The following is a 17,085-nucleotide window of genomic DNA, read 5'->3' as shown; positions in this document are numbered from 1 at the left end:
CACACCCTGTCGAACAGAGCGTTCGCAGGCACAACAAAAAGCACCGGACAGTGGAGTGGACCATGAGCAGTTACAACATTGCAGCAGTACCCGGCGACGGCATTGGCGTGGAAGTGATCGCCGCAGGTGTTGAAGTCCTGCAGGCGCTGTCGACAAAATCCGGCTTCGATCTGACCTTCAAGCACTTTGACTGGAATTCGGATAACTACCTGAAGAACGGCCACTACATTCCTGAAGGTGGTCTGGCCGAACTCAAGACCTTCGATGCGATTTTCTTCGGCGCAGTGGGCGCCTTGAATGTACCGGACCATATTTCCCTGTGGGGTTTGCGCCTGCCGATCTGCCAGGGCTTCGACCAATACGCCAACGTACGTCCAGCGCGCGTTCTGCCCGGCGTAAAGAGCCCGCTGCACAACGGCCATGAGATCGACTGGGTCGTCGTTCGCGAAAACTCCGAGGGCGAGTACTCCGGCAATGGCGGGCGCGTGCATCGTGGCTTGCCAGAAGAAGTCGCAACCGAAGTTTCGGTGTTCACACGGGCCGGTGTAGAGCGTATTCATCGCTTCGCTTTCGAACTGGCGCGTACTCGCCCGCGCAAGCACTTGACCATGGTCACCAAGTCCAACGCGCAGCGCCATGGCATGGTGTTGTGGGACGAAATTTTCTACGAAGTAGCCAAGGACTTCCCGGACGTCAGGATCGACAAGGAGCTGGTCGATGCCGTGACCACGCGCATGGTGCTCAAGCCATCGTCGCTGGATGTAATCGTCGCCACCAACCTGCACGCCGACATCCTTTCCGATCTGGCTGCCGCCCTGTCCGGCAGTCTGGGCATCGCCCCTACCGCCAACCTCAACCCAGGCCGCAACTTCCCGTCGATGTTCGAACCGATTCACGGCTCGGCCTTCGATATCACCGGCAAAGGCGTCGCCAACCCGATTGCAACGTTCTGGACCGCTGCGATGATGCTTGAGCATCTGGGTGAATCGGCAGCGGCCAAAACCCTGATGTCGGCCATCGAGGCGGTTACCGAAAGTGGTCTGCATACCCCGGACCTCGGCGGCACGGCCACCACCCGAGAGGTCACCGACGCGGTACTGCAACTGATCAACCGCTGAGGCGCGTTCGCCAGATCAACGTCGTATCGCGGTACAACGCTACGGAGACCGGCATGCCGAGTCTCCGGGCATTTCCTGACAACAATAAAAACTCAGGACCGGGTCATGAAAAGCATTCTAGGCAAACTGTACGTACAGGTTTTACTCGCGGTCATTCTTGGCGCCATCGTTGGTGTTGTGGCACCGGAAACCGGCGCAGCGCTCAAACCCATCGGCGACGCATTCATCAAGCTGATCAAAATGCTGCTCGCACCGGTGATTTTCCTGACAGTGGTGTCAGGCATCGCGCGCATGGAAAACATGAAGGAGCTGGGGCGCGTCGGGTTTCGAGCACTGATCTATTTTGAATTGGTGTCGACCCTGGCGCTGGTCATTGGCCTGGTCGTGGTGGATGTGTTCAAACCCGGTGCAGGGATGAACATCGACGTAGCAACGCTGGACTCCTCCAGCCTGAGTACCTACACCAGCGCGGCGAAGCATTCGTCGTTCATGGACTTTTTGATGGGCATCATTCCTGACACCATTATCGACGCGTTCGCCAAGGGCAATATTCTGCAAATCCTGCTGTTCTCGATCCTGCTCGGGATCGCTCTGGCTCAGGTAGGCCCGCGTGCCAAACCTTTTGTCGATGCGCTGGACAGCCTGATGCAGGGCATGTTCAGAATCGTCAATATGGTCATGCGCCTGGCACCGCTCGGCGCATTCGGCGCAATTGCCTTCACCATCGGCAAATATGGTTTCGGTTCGCTGTTTTCCTTGGGCAAACTGATGGCCTGCGTCTACCTGACCTGCGCAGTGTTCGTGATTTTCGTGCTCGGGCCGATATGCCGCTACAGCGGTTTCAGCCTTTGGAAATTCCTGCGTTTCATCAAGGAAGAACTGTTCACGGTACTGGGCACCAGTTCATCTGAATCGGTGCTGCCACAGATGATCTCGAAAATGGAGAAAGCCGGCGTATCAAAACCGGTTGCAGGAATGATCATTCCATCCGGCCTGACCTTCAACCCGGACGGACAGGCGATCTACTATACGATTGCCGCGATCTTCATCGCCCAGGCGACCAATACGCCACTGACCCTGACCGACCAGTTGATCGTACTGGTGGTGCTGATGTTCACCTCCAAGGGTTCGGCGGGTGTCACGGGTTCAGGCTTCATCATTCTTGCCGCGACCCTCGCGTCCCTGGGCACCATCCCGGTCGCGGGCATGGTGCTGTTACTGGGCGTGGACCGTTTCATGTCCGAAGCGCGGGCGATCACCAATACCATCGGCAACGGCGTCGGCACCATGGCCATCGCCAAATGGGTTGGCGCACTGGACAGCGAGAAGATGCACCGGGCGCTGAATGGCGAGGACGAGCCGACACAACCCGAGCTTTCACCCCTGCCGAAAACCGGTCAGGTCAGACCTGCCGCTATCCCGGAAGGGGTCAGTCCGTCGCCGACCTGAATCAGGCCAATTCGGAAATTTCGATCAGGTTCAGATCAGGATCGCGCACATACACAGAACGAATCGGCCCGGTGGCGCCGGTACGCTCTACCGGACCTTCAACGATAGGCCAGTCCTGCTCTTGCAGGTGCGCGATTACCTGATTCAGCGGGATGCTGGCAATGAAACACAAGTCCAGCGCACCTGGCACAGGCAGATGGGCCTTGGGCTCGAACTCTTTGCCACGCTCATGGACATTGATTTTCTGATTGCCGAAGCGAAACGCCAGTCGGCCCTGGCGAAAGCGCTCTGGGGCCATACCCATCACACGTACGTAAAAGTCCTTGCAGGCGTCAACATCAGCAGTGGTCAATACAAGATGGTCCAGATGATCAATCACGGGATCAGCTCCGTTTGGAATAGAGTTTTGTTTACGGCAAAGGCCGCATTTCGGATCAGATGATGCCAAGCCGACGCCATTCAGCGCGAGTGGCTGCGTCTATACCGTGTGCTTCGAGAACGGCATCGGTGTGCTGACCCAGGGTCGGCGCAGGCGTTCTTACCTGGCCCGGTGTGTCTAGAAGTTTAGGCACGATCCCCGGGAGAGTGACGGGCGTGCCGTCATCCAGCGCGCTCCGCAACAACATGTCACGCGCCTGATAATGCGGGTCGCTGGCGATATCGCCAGCGTCGTAGATCTTGCCTGCCGGAATACGTGCCTCGTTGAGTGCAGCAAGAACTTCGTCCATCGAGCGCTCAGCGGTCCAGGTCGAAATGGCAGCATCAATGCGTGCCACATGCCTGACTCGCCCGTCGTTGTGCTCAAGCTCGGGGTCATTGGCCAGATCCAGGCGACCGATCTTTTCCATCAACCGGCGGTAGATACTGTCGCCATTGCCTGCGATCAGCGCGTACTTGCCATCATTGCAGCGGTAGGCGTTGGTCGGTGCGATGCCTGGCATGCTGCTGCCTGCTGGCTCACGGACAGTATTGAATACCGAATACTCGGGAATCAGGCTTTCCATCACGTTGAACACTGACTCGTACAACGCGACATCTATCTGCTGACCGTCACCGCCATTCTGTTCACGGTGCCGAAGCGCCAGCAAAATGCCGATAACGCCGTGCAGCGCCGACAGCGAGTCGCCAATCGACACACCGACACGCACCGGCGTACGCCCTGGCTCGCCCGACAAATGACGCAAACCGCCCATCGCCTCGCCTATTACGCCAAAACCCGGCCTGTCACGGTACGGGCCGGTCTGCCCATAGCCGGAGACGCGCAGCATGATCAGTTTCGGATTGAGGGCATGCAGCTCTTCCCAACTGAGCCCCCAACCCTCAAGCGTACCGGGGCGGAAATTCTCGACCAGCACATCGGCATCACGAATCAGCTGCCGCGCCATCTCCTGCGCCAGAGGCTGGCGTAGATCGAGGGTCACCGACTGCTTGTTGCGCGACTGCACCGCCCACCATACGGAGGTGCCGTTGTGCAGCAAACGCCATTTGCGCAGAGGATCACCAGTCAGCGGCGGCTCGACCTTGATGACCTCGGCACCGAACTCGGCAAGGATCTTTGCCGCAAAAGGTCCGGCAATAAGCTGGCCCAGCTCCACCACCTTGATGCCTTGCAGAGGCAGGTTCATGACACGCCCACTCTTGTCAGGGAATGGGGTAATGATCTGCGCAAATGGGGAAGATGGAAAGCCGGAGTATTGGCCCTTTACAAAAGAGTCAGCTCAGAGATGATCTTTATCAAAACGCCAATATTACGGGCGACCACTTAGCTCAAGCTTGCCATCACAGCTCAGCATTGTCAGATAACGCTCCCCGTTTAGGTCAAACGGGACCATCCACCAGTTCGTGTGATCGTCATATCGGGGAGCGCCGGCATAACTAAATCTGTTTATGTCTACCGAGCGATCATGAGCACTCAGATACCGGTTGATCGACTCGGTAAAAAACGCCTCGCCTCTATCCGCGCATGGCTCCAGATCGGATTCGCTACAACCACCCAACAGGCAAAAAAGAAAAAGGTACACAATGGTATTAATTTGCCACCCGATACGAACATTACTTTCTCCTGGAGAAAACAACCGGCTGGGTGCCGATAATATTGATGGTGTAGTCAACGTGCCCAAAGGCATCCCCCAAATCATGCAAAAACGTAGTCAACGTCTCTTGCCAGTACGAGCGATTACTATCATCAGCGTCATAGGTATCTCTATTAAGCGTAGAGTACTCAGTAAACGTGTGCGTATTATCCGCATTGATGACTAAACCCCCATTAATTACCATTGACACGCCCAAACACACCAGCAACCGGCAAACTAACCGGCGCTTTACTGAACGTATTGTAGCTAAACGGAGAGTTGATAGCATAATGGCCCGGAGCTGTCGCAGGATTATTCAGAACATCGGTAATGAATTTGAAATCAGACAGAACCATCTGAAGATTCAGCGAACCGACATTAACGTTACACTCTTCACCACCTCCAAATATCCAATAAGCAATTGCAGCAATTGGCATGCTGGGTGACCCATAGAAATCAATCGTATTCCTGGGCAATACTCCTTCTATATGCCTCAACGCATGGTTATTTACAATTTTTCCATAATCACCTTCGGCCGCCCTGCCACCCCCATTACCTACATAGCAGGCATCTCTGAATTTGCTTGGCCAGTAATGCGATACGGCGTATGCCTGTACTTGAGCATGCATCTTCAATTGAGTTTCCACTTCAAACCTGGCTTGGCCACTTAACCCCTTGAAAACCTCGTTCATCACTATGAAATTATCACACGTCTCTGCAGCGGCCCAAACCGCCCGCCCGTTCAGCGTCAGATTTTGTGCAGTTTCTTTGATTCGTATAATTTGCAACACATGCTTCGGCACCGTTGAATAACTGCACTCCCAGTTATTGTCGGCGCTTGATAGGCCACCGTCAGGGGATTGGCATAAATTACGGTACTCGGTAACTCTATAGGCATTATTTTCTCCACTAATTGAAAGGAGTACTTTGACGCCCCCTGATGTTCCGGCGCTCACTGGGGTTTTCGAGAGACTCGAAGGCCTTCTATGCAAGACTGAAACTCGACAGAAATCACAAACCAAATTGACTATCTAGCTCTACCCTTACTTTCTAAGATTATTCAAAACCCCACAGCGAGAACATTTTATTTATCTATCGCACGGCTTGCCAACACGAGCAAGCAAACGCTCACACATTCCACAACGGAAATCTTTTAGCGTTCAAAAACACTCACAACTTAAGATTAACTATTTAGCTATTTCCTGAAATCCATGAAACACTTACAATCACCAGCCAATGTATTTCTGCCCCACCATTCTATAGGGTAAAAGCCCCGCACCCAGCGAGGCTCATTCAATCAGTTGCTACAGGCCAGCTGAAACCCCATGGAAGCATCGCCCGAGGCACCGTCCTTGCCGACCATGAGACCTAGCACATTGACTTCTTTTGTGGTGGCAGCCCCACCCAACTTGACGTGACCGTAGAACAGCCGTTCATAGTCACTGGTATCAATAGAAGATGCCGAGCAGAAACCAGGCGAGTGTTTGAAGTGGCCTTCATTGAAAATCACTTTATACGTTGCGAAATAGTCGTTCTTACTACTGTAACTTACGGACTTGATCCACGGAGACGACTGAGCAACGACAGTGCCGTGCTGATCGATAGTCGCGGTGTGCAGCACAGGCAAGGCCAACGCGCTGACGGAGGCTGCCATGACAGAGGCAGCCATAAGCAGTTTAATACCAGTGTTCATATAATTTCCTTATTTAAATATAGAGCGTTCAACCGCCTTGACAGGGCGATCTTACAGAATCAGATATAAGACATTCGGTCAGCACACTGAAGGCGCCAACCGACAAAATCAGCTAATACCAGCGAAGATGAGAAATCAAGGGCTTGATCTGGTTAAACAAAGAGTGAGTCAGAAATTTCAATAAATAAGGAAATAACTTACATTGGCTAAGAGGAAGTCTTACCTGATGATGCGTGGAAGCACACAACATTGCATCACATGAAAACAGCGCTCCTCTGCAAAAATCAACCAGACCGTGCCGTCAGAAACCAAACCTCAAGGGTATTGAACTGCGATGACTGCACTGAATATTGTTTTTCACAACGCGCATCAAAATGGACTTCTGACCCTGGCTAACGTGGCCGATGCAGGTGGCCCGCGCATGGTCAAAAGCATGGGCGGCAATGGCTTGGTCGTATGGTTATCAGGATGGCTCGGTAGCTGCCTGTCACACCACGATGAGTGAACGAACACTTCATCGTTTCAGGAAAGCAGAAAGCAGAAAGCCCGCACAAGGCGGGCTTTCTGTTTGCTTCAAGGAGTTCAAGGGCCTTCAAAGCTGAATATGGCGCAGCGGACGGGACTCGAACCCGCGACCCCCGGCGTGACAGGCCGGTATTCTAACCGACTGAACTACCGCTGCGCGTAACACTTAAAGCGAGTTTGGTGGGTGATGACGGGATCGAACCGCCGACCCGCTGCTTGTAAGGCAGCTGCTCTCCCAGCTGAGCTAATCACCCTTCACTCTCGGTGTGGCGCGCATTCTACGGAGCGACCTGTACTCTGGCAAGCACTTTTTTAAATAATTTTTATAATCCTTCCAAAGGCTTACAAACGCCCTGCGCAGGGTTGGCCGCAGCCGCCGAGGAGCGAATAATGCCCGCCTTTGTATAGAAAGAGAGACTCACCTCATGTGGTTCAAAAACCTGCTTGTCTATCGCCTGACCCAGGACGTGCCTTTCGATGCCGAAGCGCTGGAGACAGCACTGGCAACCAAACCTGCTCGTGCCTGCGCCAGCCAGGAGGTGGCCACCTATGGTTTCGTCGCTCCTTTCGGCAAGGGCGAGGACGCTCCATTGGTACACATCAGCCAGGACTTCCTGCTGATCGCTGCACGCAAGGAAGAACGTATTCTGCCGGGCAGCGTTGTGCGCGACGCTCTCAAGGAAAAGGTCGACGAGATCGAAGCCGAGCAGATGCGCAAGGTCTATAAGAAGGAACGCGATCAGCTCAAGGATGAAATCATCCAGGCCTTTCTGCCGCGTGCGTTTATCCGCCGCTCCGCCACCTTCGCTGCCATCGCGCCAAAGCAGGGCCTGATTCTGGTCAACGCCTCAAGCCCGAAACGCGCCGAAGACCTGCTGTCGACCCTGCGTGAGGTGATCGGCTCGTTGCCGGTACGTCCGCTGACCGTCAAGGTTTCGCCAAGTGCGACCATGACAGACTGGGTCAAGACCCAGAAAGCGGCCGACAACTTCTTCGTGCTTGACGAGTGCGAACTGCGCGACACTCACGAAGACGGCGGCATCGTACGTTGCAAGCGTCAGGACCTGACCAGCGACGAAATTCAGCTGCACTTGAACACCGGCAAGGTCGTCACCCAGCTGTCGCTGGCCTGGCAGGACAAGCTGTCGTTCGTGCTGGACGACAAACTGGTAGTCAAACGCCTGAAGTTCGAAGACCTGCTGCAGGATCAGGCGGAACAGGACGGTGGCGACGAAGCACTGGGCCAGTTGGACGCCAGCTTCACACTGATGATGCTGACGTTCGGCGAGTTCCTGCCGGAGCTGTTCGACGCGCTGGGCGGCGAGGAAATCCCGCAGGGGATCTGATCCCCGCCCGTCGCTGCCTGCAACACCGCGCCGTCCTGTGAGACGGCGCGTTCATTTCACACAGGTTTTTTTACAGGAGGAAACACGCCATGCGCGCATTGGCAGCCTTGAGCCGGTTTGTCGGTAATACCTTTGCTTATTGGGTGCTGCTGTTCGCCATCCTGGCGTTTCTGTTCCCGCAGGCTTTTATCGGTCTGAAAAGCTGGATCGTACCGCTGCTGGGTCTGGTCATGTTCGGCATGGGTCTTACCTTGAAGCTGGAAGACTTCTCTGAGGTGGCGCGCAACCCGTGGCGCGTTGCGCTGGGTGTGGTCGCGCACTTTGTGATCATGCCCGGCGTGGCCTGGTTGCTGTGTCAGGTGTTTGAACTGCCGCCGGAAATCGCCGTGGGTGTGATTCTGGTCGGCTGCTGCCCGAGCGGTACGTCATCCAACGTCATGGCCTGGCTGGCCAAAGGTGATCTGGCGCTGGCGGTGGCAATCGCAGCGGTGACCACCCTGCTCGCCCCGCTGCTGACCCCGACGCTGATCTGGTTACTGGCGTCGGCGTGGCTGCCGGTGTCCTTCCTCGATATGTTCTGGTCGATCCTGCAACTGGTCATGCTGCCGATCGTGCTCGGTGTAATTGCACAGCGTCTGTTGGGTGCGCGGGTCAGCTACGCTGTGGACGTGCTGCCGCTGGTCTCGGTGGTGAGCATCGTGATGATTGTCTGCGCCGTAGTCGCCGCCAGCCAGGCGAAAATCGCCGAATCGGGCTTGTTGATCATGGCCGTGGTGATCCTGCACAACACCTTCGGCTTTTTGCTGGGTTATTTCACCGGCAAGGCCTTCAAGCTGCCCTTGCCACAACGCAAGTCACTGGCGCTGGAAGTCGGCATGCAGAACTCAGGGCTTGGCGCCGCATTGGCCAGCGCTCACTTTTCGCCACTGGCGGCTGTGCCAAGTGCGCTGTTCAGTGTCTGGCGCAATATTTCCGGGGCGTTGCTGTCGACGTATTTCAGGAAGATGCCGGAGGAAGAGAATACGTCCAAGCTGCAGTGACGCTCTGCGTCACACGACGGCTCTGTGACTATCGTGCCAATGCAGAGTGACTGGCACGTCAGTCGTACGGAGCGCCGGCGCTACTGCACTTTCCCTCTCAGCGCCTTCACCTCTTCGCGCACATCCACTGGCGTTGCAACATCTGCTGCAATGGGCGAACCGGCAACCAGCACCACGCGAGACCAGAGGCGACGGAACAGGGTCTTGCTCGGGTCACGACTGAAAAAGCTGCCCCACAAGCCTTGCAGTGCCAGCGGAATGACCGGCACTGGCGTTTCCTGGATGATGCGGCTCATGCCGCTCTTGAAGCCGCTGATCTCGCCGTCGGTGGTCAGCTTGCCTTCCGGGAAGATGCACACCAGCTCGCCTTCCGCGAGGTACTGGGCGATGCGCTTGAACGATGTTTCGTAGATGTCCATGTCTTCGTTACGCCCGGCAATGGGGATGGTCCCGGCGGTGCGAAAGATGAAGTTGAGCACAGGCAGCTGGTAGATCTTGTAGTACATGACAAACCGGATCGGGCGCCTCACTGCGCCGGCAATCAGCAACGCATCGACAAAGGACACATGGTTGCAGACCAGCAGCGCTGCGCCTTCATCAGGTATCCGGTTCAAATCCCGGTGTTCGACGCGGTACATGGAATGGCCCAGCAGCCAGATCATGAAGCGCATGGTGAACTCGGGGACGATCTTGAAGATGTAGATATTGACCGCGATGTTCATCACCGACACGGCCAGAAACAGCTGCGGAATCGACAGTTTGGCGAAGCTCAGCAGCAGGATCGAAACAATCGCCGAAACCACCATGAACAACGCGTTGAGGATGTTGTTGGCAGCAATGACCCGTGAGCGCTCTTTCACTGGTGTCCGCGACTGGATCAGGGCGTACAACGGCACGATATAGAAGCCGCCGAACACGCCAATACCCAGAATATCGAACAGCACCAGCCAGCCCTGCCCGTAGGAAAGGACCGCCAGCCAGTCGTTGCCCTGCACGTTCTGCGGGAAACCACCGGAATGCCACCACAGCAACAGACCGAAAATCGTCAGCCCCATCGAGCCAAAGGGCACCAGCCCGATCTCGACCTTATGCCCGGATAACCGCTCGCAAAGCAGCGAGCCCAGCGCGATGCCAATGGAGAACACGGTCAGGATCAGCGTAACGACCGTTTCGTCGCCGTACATCCACTCCTTGGCGTAAGCGGGGATCTGCGTCAGGTAAATAGCACCGACAAACCAGAACCACGAGTTGCCGACAATCGAGCGCGAGACCGCTGGCGTCTGTCCAAGCCCCATGCGCAGGGTCGCCCACGACTGGGTGAAAATATTCCAGTTGAGCTTCATCTCGGGCGAGGCGGCAGTCGCTCGCGGAATACCGAAGCTGGCAACGAACCCCAGGCAGGCGACCAGCACGATAGCGGCCGCAACCACCCAGGCGTAGTGCGCAGAAGACATCATCACGCCAGCACTGATGGTGCCGGCCAGAATCGCCAGAAAGGTGCCCATCTCGACCAGCGCGTTACCACCGACCAGTTCGCTCTCGCGCAGGTGCTGAGGCAGGATCGAGTATTTGACCGGCCCGAACAGCGCTGAATGCGTGCCCATGGCAAACAGCGCCGCCAGCATCAATTCAAGGTGATTGAACAGAAAGCCCGCAGCCCCGACCGCCATGATGACGATCTCGCCGAACTTGATAATGCGGATCAGCGTGTCCTTGGGGTACTTCTCGCCGAACTGCCCGGCCAGCGCCGAGAACAGGAAAAACGGCAGGATGAACAGCAAGGCACACAGATTGACGTAGATCGAACGATCCCCGTCAATGCTCAGCTTATAGAGGATGGCGAGGATCAATGACTGCTTGAAAATATTGTCATTGAACGCCCCGAGGGACTGCGTGATGAAAAACGGCAGGAAACGGCGTTTCCCGAGCAAGCTGAATTGTGACTGTTGGCTCATCGTCCGTGGTCCTGAGAGGCTGGGGAGAACTGACGCAGCGGCCAATCCGAGGCACATTGAAGACGTAACGCCGCCGAATGTCGATAGGACATTTTCTTTTACAAAACCTGTGTCGCTTTTTTATGACTTCGGGCTTTGTCGGAGCAGCTGCGACACCCCGCCACGCTCGACCTTGGTCGACAAAGACGAAGCGCTGCCATCGTGCGAGACTGCGCGCTATTGATACGGTGTGGAATTTCATATGTCGCTGTCCAGCGGGCTGATTGCGGCCGTTGCCCTTACCTATATGGCCATCATGTTCGCCATCGCCTTCTACGGCGACCGATACAGCGCTTCCCTGCGCCCGACCATGCGCGCTTGGGTCTACAGCCTGTCGCTGGCGGTGTACTGCACCAGCTGGACGTTTTTCGGTGCGGTTGGCCAGGCCGCCGAACAGCTGTGGTCGTTTCTGCCGATTTATCTGGGGCCTATTGTGCTGATGGTGCTGGCGCCCTGGGTGCTGCAGAAGATGGTGCTGATCAGCAAGCAGGAAAACATCACCTCAATCGCCGACTTCATCGCGGCACGCTACGGCAAGTCCCAGTCACTGGCGGTCATGGTGGCGCTGATCTGCCTGATCGGCATGCTGCCGTATATCGCGCTGCAACTGAAAGGCATCGTGCTGGGCGTAAATATCCTGATTGGTGCCGTGGCTGAATCCACCGGCACCCGTGCTCAGGACACCGCGCTGGTGGTGTCGCTGATTCTGGCGCTGTTCACCATCGTCTTCGGTGCACGCAATCTGGATGTGACCGAACACCATCGCGGTATGGTGCTTGCGATTGCCTTCGAAGCGCTGGTCAAGCTGTTTGCCTTCATGGCGGTCGGCGTGTTCGTAACGTTCGGCCTGTATGACGGTTTCGATGACCTGTTCAACCAGGCCAGGCTCGCGCCGCGCCTTGAGGAATACTGGCAAGACACGATCAACTGGCCGTCGATGTTCGTGCAGACCGGTGTGGCGATGATGGCGATTGTGTGCCTGCCGAGACAGTTTCACGTCACAGTGGTCGAAAACATCGAGCCTCAGGACCTGAATCTCGCCAAATGGGTGTTCCCGGCCTATCTGGCACTGGCTGCATTGTTCGTCGTGCCAATTGCGCTGGCCGGACAAATGCTGCTGCCCGCCTCCATGCTGCCCGACTCGTTCGTGATCAGTCTGCCCCTGGCGCACGCTCATCCGTCACTCGCCCTGCTGGCCTTCATCGGCGGCGCATCGGCGGCAACCGGCATGGTGATCGTCGCCTGCGTGGCGCTGTCGACGATGATATCCAACGACATGCTGCTGCCTTGGCTGCTAAGGCGCAAAAACACCGAACGGCCGTTCGAAGCGTTTCGTCACTGGATGCTCTCGGTAAGGCGCATCAGCATTGTGATGATTCTCCTGCTGGCCTATGTCAGCTACCGGATGCTGGGTTCGACGGCCAGCCTGGCGACTATCGGCCAGATCGCCTTTGCCGCGATCACCCAATTGGCACCGGCCATGTTCGGTGCGCTGTACTGGAAGCAGGCTAACCGGCGTGGTGTATTTGCAGGCCTGGCGGCGGGGATCTTCATCTGGTTCTACACCCTGGTGCTGCCGGTCGCGGCGCATGGCATGGGCTGGTCGCTGAGCAATTTTCCGCTGCTGTCCTGGCTGCACAGCAACCCGTTCGACCTGCCGATCTCGCCGATGACTCAAGGCGTAGTGCTGTCGATGGCCGGTAACTGCACGCTGTTCGCCTGGGTGTCGATGTTGTCGCGCACCCGAGTGGCGGAGCACTGGCAGGCAGGTCGTTTCATTGGCCAGGAAACCCAGGGACGCGACTTCAGCCGACCGCTGCTTGCCGTCCAGATAGAAGACCTGCTCAACCTCTCGGCGCGTTTTGTCGGTGAAGAGCGGGCGCGTCAGAGCTTCATTCGCTTCGCCTACAGACAAGGCAAGGGTTTCAACCCCAGCCTGAATGCCGATGGGGAGTGGATCGCGCATACCGAGCGGCTGCTGGCTGGCGTGCTTGGCACTTCCTCGACCCGCGCCGTGGTCAAGGCCGCTATCGAAGGGCGCGATATGCAGCTGGAAGACGTCGTACGCATCGCCGACGAAGCGTCCGAGGTCTTGCAGTTCAACCGTGCGCTGTTGCAGGGTGCCATTGAAAACATAACCCAGGGCATCAGTGTGGTGGATCAGTCCTTGAGGCTGGTGGCCTGGAATCGCCGCTACCTCGAACTGTTCAATTACCCCGAAGGCCTGATTGGCGTCGGTCGGCCGATTGCCGACATCATTCGCTACAACGCCGAACGCGGGCTGTGCGGGCCGGGTGAGGCCGAAGTCCACGTGGCGCGACGCCTGCACTGGATGCGTCAGGGCCGCGCGCACACCTCGGAGCGGCTGTTCCCCAACGGTCAGGTGATCGAGCTGATCGGAAATCCGATGCCCGGCGGCGGTTTCGTCATGAGCTTCACCGATATCACTGAGTTTCGTGCCGCCGAACAGGCCCTCAAAGGCGTCAATGAAAGCCTTGAGCAGCGTGTCGCCGCTCGTACCCACGAGTTGTCGCAGCTCAATCAGGCGCTGACCGAGGCCAAGGGCACCGCCGAAGCCGCCAACGAGTCGAAAACCCGTTTTCTGGCCGCCGTCAGCCATGACCTGATGCAGCCGCTGAATGCTGCAAGACTGTTTTCTGCTGCGCTGTCGCATCAGCAGGACGGCATTTCCAGCGATGCCCAGCAACTGGTCCAGCATCTGGACAGCTCGTTGCGTTCTGCCGAAGACCTGATCAGCGACCTGCTGGACATCTCGCGCCTGGAAAACGGCAAGATCACCCCGGACCGCCAAGCGTTTCCGCTCAACGCGCTGTTTGACACCCTGGGCGCCGAATTCAAAGCGCTGGGCCAAGAGCAGGGTCTGAGTTTTCGTTTCAGAGGCAGTTCACTGCGCGTCGACAGTGACATCAAGCTATTGCGCCGGGTCCTGCAAAACTTTCTGACCAATGCTTTCCGCTATGCCAAAGGCCCTATTCTGCTGGGTGTCAGACGTCACGGCGACAGTCTGAGCCTTGAGGTCTGGGACCGCGGGCCGGGCATCCCCGAAGATAAACGCCAGGTGATCTTCGAAGAATTCAAACGCCTCGACAGCCACAAGACTCACGCAGCCAAGGGGCTGGGCCTGGGGCTGGCGATTGCCGATGGTTTGTGTCGCATTCTCGAGCACCCTTTGCAGGTGCGTTCGTGGCCTGGCAAAGGCAGCGTTTTCAGCGTGCGCGTGCCACTGGCAGCAGCCCCGGCGACAATGCCCGACACGCTGCCGGATGTCAGCCGACCCGCGCTGAACGGCACGCAGGTGCTGTGTGTCGACAATGAAGACAGCATCCTGATCGGCATGAACAGCCTGCTGTCACGCTGGGGTTGTCAGGTGTGGACCGCTCGCAGTCGCCTGGAATGCGAAGCGCTGCTGAACAATGGCGTCAGACCGCAGATTGCGTTGGTGGATTACCATCTGGATGAGGGCGAAACCGGTACTGAACTGATGGCCTGGCTACGAACCCGCCTGGGTCAACCGGTGCCGGGCGTGCTCATCAGCGCTGATGGCCGTCCGGAGTTGATTGCCCAGGTGCATGCAGCAGGACTCGATTACCTGTCCAAACCGGTCAAACCCGCAGCGCTGCGAGCGTTGTTGAGCCGGCATATGAATCTGGACTGAGAAAGGGCTGACGGTTGTTCGCCGTGACAGCGAACAACCGGATCAAAGCGGTTGCTTAACCGAACAACCAGTAGCCCAGCAACGTCAGCACCACCACCGCCAGTACAGGCCGCAAAACTCGGTAGGCCTTGGGGTTGGCGCGCTTGAACTGCTTGACCTTGCCACTGAAGCCGTCGCTGAAGCGCTTGCTGAACGCATATGCCTGATTGATCCCGCCGACACGCTCGTCATCCAGATTCTGCGGCGCGGTTGCGCGGCCCAGAAACGCACTGACGCTGCGGTTCAAACGAGTCATGAAGCGGTTGGTCAGCGGACGCTCGACGTCACAGAACAGAATCACCCGGGTCTGCGGCGTTTCATTCTTGACCCAGTGCACGTAGGTCTCGTCGAACATCACGTCCTGGCCATCACGCCAGGCGTATTCCTTGCCATCCACAAAGATTCGGCAGTCATCGGAGTTCGGCGTGGACAGCCCCAGGTGATAACGCAGGGAACCGGCAAACGGATCGCGGTGCGGGTTGAGGTGGCTGCCGCCCGGCAAAAGCGCGAACATCGCGCCTTTGACGTTGGGAATGCTGTTGACCAGCTCAACGGTCTTCGGGCACAGCGCTTCGGCAGATGGGAGTGCCTTGTCGTACCATTTCAGGTAAAAGCGCTTCCAGCCCTTCTTGAAGAACGAGCCGAAACCGGCGTCGTTGTTCTTCTCGGCAGCCCGAATGTAGCCTTCATCGAACAGGTGCATGGCTTCGTCGCGAATGGTTTCCCAGTTGTCCTTGAGGATATCCAGCTCAGGGAATTTGCTGCGGTCCAGATAGGGCTCGGACGGCACACGGGAAAACAGGTACATCAGTGCGTTGTAGGGCGCGAACAATGCCGAATGGTTGACGAACTGCCGCAACAGGGGCAGCCGGGCCCGACCGCGCAAATGAACGTACAGCGTGCTGCCCAGAAACAGCATCAGGATCGATGCCTTGGCAACAAATGAAAGGGTCATGAAGCTCTCCTTGAAGCGGGCAGATAACGCCAAACGTCACGCGGGCAGTACTGATGCATGATTCTGAATGAAGGACCGCAAACACCGGACGGACAGAGATAATCGTCCGGTGACGCGTAAGCTGGCCATCATAAACCCTTGTGTTGCCCGCATGAAGTGCACACTTGCGAAGATGTGTTACTGAGAAAGCTCCTGATCGGTAAACAGGTCGCTGAACAGCATGCTGGACAGGTAACGTTCGCCAGAGTCAGGCAGGATCACCACGATAGTCTTGCCCTGCATCTCCGGTTTTTCAGCCAGACGGACGGCCGCCGCCATGGCTGCTCCGCACGAGATACCGCAAAGGATGCCCTCTTCCTGCATCAAGCGCCGCGCCATGGCCTTGGATTCTTCATCGGTGACACGCTCTACGCGGTCCACAATCGACAGATCGAGGTTTTTCGGAATGAAACCGGCACCGATGCCTTGAATCTTGTGCGGGCTGGGTTTGATCTCTTCACCGGCCATCGCCTGGGTGATAATCGGCGAACCGTCCGGCTCGACCGCAACCGACAGGATCGGCTTGCCTGCGGTGTGCTTGATATAGCGGGAAATACCGGTGATAGTCCCGCCAGTCCCGACGCCTGCCACCAGTACGTCGATAGCGCCGTCGGTGTCCGTCCAGATCTCAGGGCCGGTGGTCTTTTCATGGATGGCCGGGTTGGCCGGGTTCTCGAACTGTGCGGGCATGAAATATTTTTCCGGATCGCCCGCCAGCAGCTCTTCTGCCTTGGCAATCGCGCCTTTCATCCCCTTTGCCGGTTCGGTCAACACCAGTTCGGCACCCAGCGCCTTGAGTACCTTGCGACGTTCTATGCTCATGGAAGCGGGCATGGTGAGCATCAACTTGTAGCCACGGGCGGCGGCAACGAATGCCAGGCCAATCCCGGTGTTGCCCGAGGTCGGTTCGACGATGGTCATGCCGGGCTTGAGTTTGCCGCTGCTTTCAGCGTCCCAGATCATATTGGCGCCGATACGGCACTTGACGGAGTAGCCCGGATTACGTCCTTCGATCTTGGCCAGAATCGTGACACCGCGGGGCGCAATACGATTGATCTGCACCAGCGGCGTATTACCGATGGAATGGGCGTTATCAGCGTAGATACGGCTCATGAAAGTGTCCTTGTGCACATCGGTTA

Annotated in this window: 12 protein-coding genes, 2 tRNA genes and 1 pseudogene; 6 read left to right on the top strand and 9 right to left on the bottom strand. The window is 57.1% G+C overall.

The features are described 5' to 3' along the window. The first annotated feature begins 62 nt into the window (after positions 1 to 62). Complete coding sequence (locus RGM3321_RS12890) at positions 63 to 1,118, top strand: tartrate dehydrogenase (RefSeq protein ID WP_244393345.1); 1,056 nt, start codon at positions 63 to 65, stop codon at positions 1,116 to 1,118. A 105-nt stretch (positions 1,119 to 1,223) separates the two neighbouring features. Continuing rightward, positions 1,224 to 2,567, top strand: a complete 1,344-nt coding sequence (locus RGM3321_RS12885) for a dicarboxylate/amino acid:cation symporter (RefSeq protein WP_244393344.1) — start codon at positions 1,224 to 1,226, stop codon at positions 2,565 to 2,567. Position 2,568: 1 nt separating this feature from the next. On the opposite strand, the gene RGM3321_RS12880 is transcribed toward RGM3321_RS12885, so the two are convergent. The 4 genes from RGM3321_RS12880 to RGM3321_RS12865 form a co-directional block, all read right to left on the bottom strand. Then, the gene (locus RGM3321_RS12880; RefSeq protein WP_244393343.1) at positions 2,569 to 2,946 is read right to left on the bottom strand and encodes a VOC family protein; all 378 of its coding nucleotides are present in this window, start codon (positions 2,944 to 2,946) and stop codon (positions 2,569 to 2,571) included. A 55-nt stretch (positions 2,947 to 3,001) separates the two neighbouring features. Then, positions 3,002 to 4,192 (bottom strand): CoA transferase, encoded by a 1,191-nt coding sequence (locus RGM3321_RS12875; protein WP_244393342.1) that lies wholly within the window; start codon positions 4,190 to 4,192, stop codon positions 3,002 to 3,004. Positions 4,193 to 4,833: 641 nt separating this feature from the next. Further along, the gene (locus RGM3321_RS12870) at positions 4,834 to 5,595 is read right to left on the bottom strand and encodes a hypothetical protein (protein WP_244393341.1); all 762 of its coding nucleotides are present in this window, start codon (positions 5,593 to 5,595) and stop codon (positions 4,834 to 4,836) included. 341 nt (positions 5,596 to 5,936) lie between these two features. Next, on the bottom strand, positions 5,937 to 6,332 hold the full coding sequence (locus RGM3321_RS12865) for a hypothetical protein (RefSeq protein WP_244393340.1): 396 nt from the start codon (positions 6,330 to 6,332) through the stop codon (positions 5,937 to 5,939). Positions 6,333 to 6,666: 334 nt separating this feature from the next. Between RGM3321_RS12865 and RGM3321_RS12860 the strand changes: the two are divergent. Continuing rightward, positions 6,667 to 6,808, top strand: a pseudogene (locus RGM3321_RS12860) (isocitrate lyase/phosphoenolpyruvate mutase family protein); the annotation flags it as partial. 129 nt (positions 6,809 to 6,937) lie between these two features. On the opposite strand, the gene RGM3321_RS12855 reads toward RGM3321_RS12860, so the two are convergent. Beyond that, positions 6,938 to 7,014: transfer RNA gene (locus tag RGM3321_RS12855), tRNA-Asp, on the bottom strand. A 21-nt stretch (positions 7,015 to 7,035) separates the two neighbouring features. Then, positions 7,036 to 7,111, bottom strand: a tRNA-Val gene (locus RGM3321_RS12850). A 171-nt stretch (positions 7,112 to 7,282) separates the two neighbouring features. Here RGM3321_RS12850 and rdgC point away from each other — a divergent pair. Then, positions 7,283 to 8,203: a recombination-associated protein RdgC gene (rdgC, locus tag RGM3321_RS12845; protein ID WP_002552626.1), complete on the top strand. Its 921-nt coding sequence runs from the start codon at positions 7,283 to 7,285 to the stop codon at positions 8,201 to 8,203. An 89-nt stretch (positions 8,204 to 8,292) separates the two neighbouring features. Then, positions 8,293 to 9,243 carry a bile acid:sodium symporter family protein gene (locus tag RGM3321_RS12840; protein ID WP_244393339.1) on the top strand — a complete coding sequence of 317 codons (951 nt, stop codon included), beginning with the start codon at positions 8,293 to 8,295 and terminating at the stop codon, positions 9,241 to 9,243. Between the two features lie 80 nt (positions 9,244 to 9,323). On the opposite strand, the gene RGM3321_RS12835 is transcribed toward RGM3321_RS12840, so the two are convergent. Next, positions 9,324 to 11,198 carry an MFS transporter gene (locus RGM3321_RS12835; protein ID WP_244393338.1) on the bottom strand — a complete coding sequence of 625 codons (1,875 nt, stop codon included), beginning with the start codon at positions 11,196 to 11,198 and terminating at the stop codon, positions 9,324 to 9,326. 241 nt (positions 11,199 to 11,439) lie between these two features. On the opposite strand from RGM3321_RS12835, the gene RGM3321_RS12830 reads away from it, so the two are divergent. Then, complete coding sequence (locus RGM3321_RS12830; protein ID WP_244393337.1) at positions 11,440 to 14,913, top strand: PAS domain-containing hybrid sensor histidine kinase/response regulator; 3,474 nt, start codon at positions 11,440 to 11,442, stop codon at positions 14,911 to 14,913. 55 nt (positions 14,914 to 14,968) lie between these two features. On the opposite strand, the gene RGM3321_RS12825 is transcribed toward RGM3321_RS12830, so the two are convergent. After that, the gene (locus tag RGM3321_RS12825; RefSeq protein WP_244393336.1) at positions 14,969 to 15,907 is read right to left on the bottom strand and encodes an aspartyl/asparaginyl beta-hydroxylase domain-containing protein; all 939 of its coding nucleotides are present in this window, start codon (positions 15,905 to 15,907) and stop codon (positions 14,969 to 14,971) included. A gap of 177 nt (positions 15,908 to 16,084) precedes the next feature. Further along, positions 16,085 to 17,059, bottom strand: coding sequence for a cysteine synthase A (cysK, locus tag RGM3321_RS12820; RefSeq protein WP_244393335.1), 975 nt, complete (start codon positions 17,057 to 17,059; stop codon positions 16,085 to 16,087). Positions 17,060 to 17,085: the final 26 nt, after the last annotated feature.

It is taken from the genome of Pseudomonas sp. RGM 3321 (assembly GCF_022836805.1).
Classification (GTDB): Bacteria; Pseudomonadota; Gammaproteobacteria; order Pseudomonadales; family Pseudomonadaceae; genus Aquipseudomonas.
This window is presented reverse-complemented; position numbering and strand designations above follow the sequence as displayed.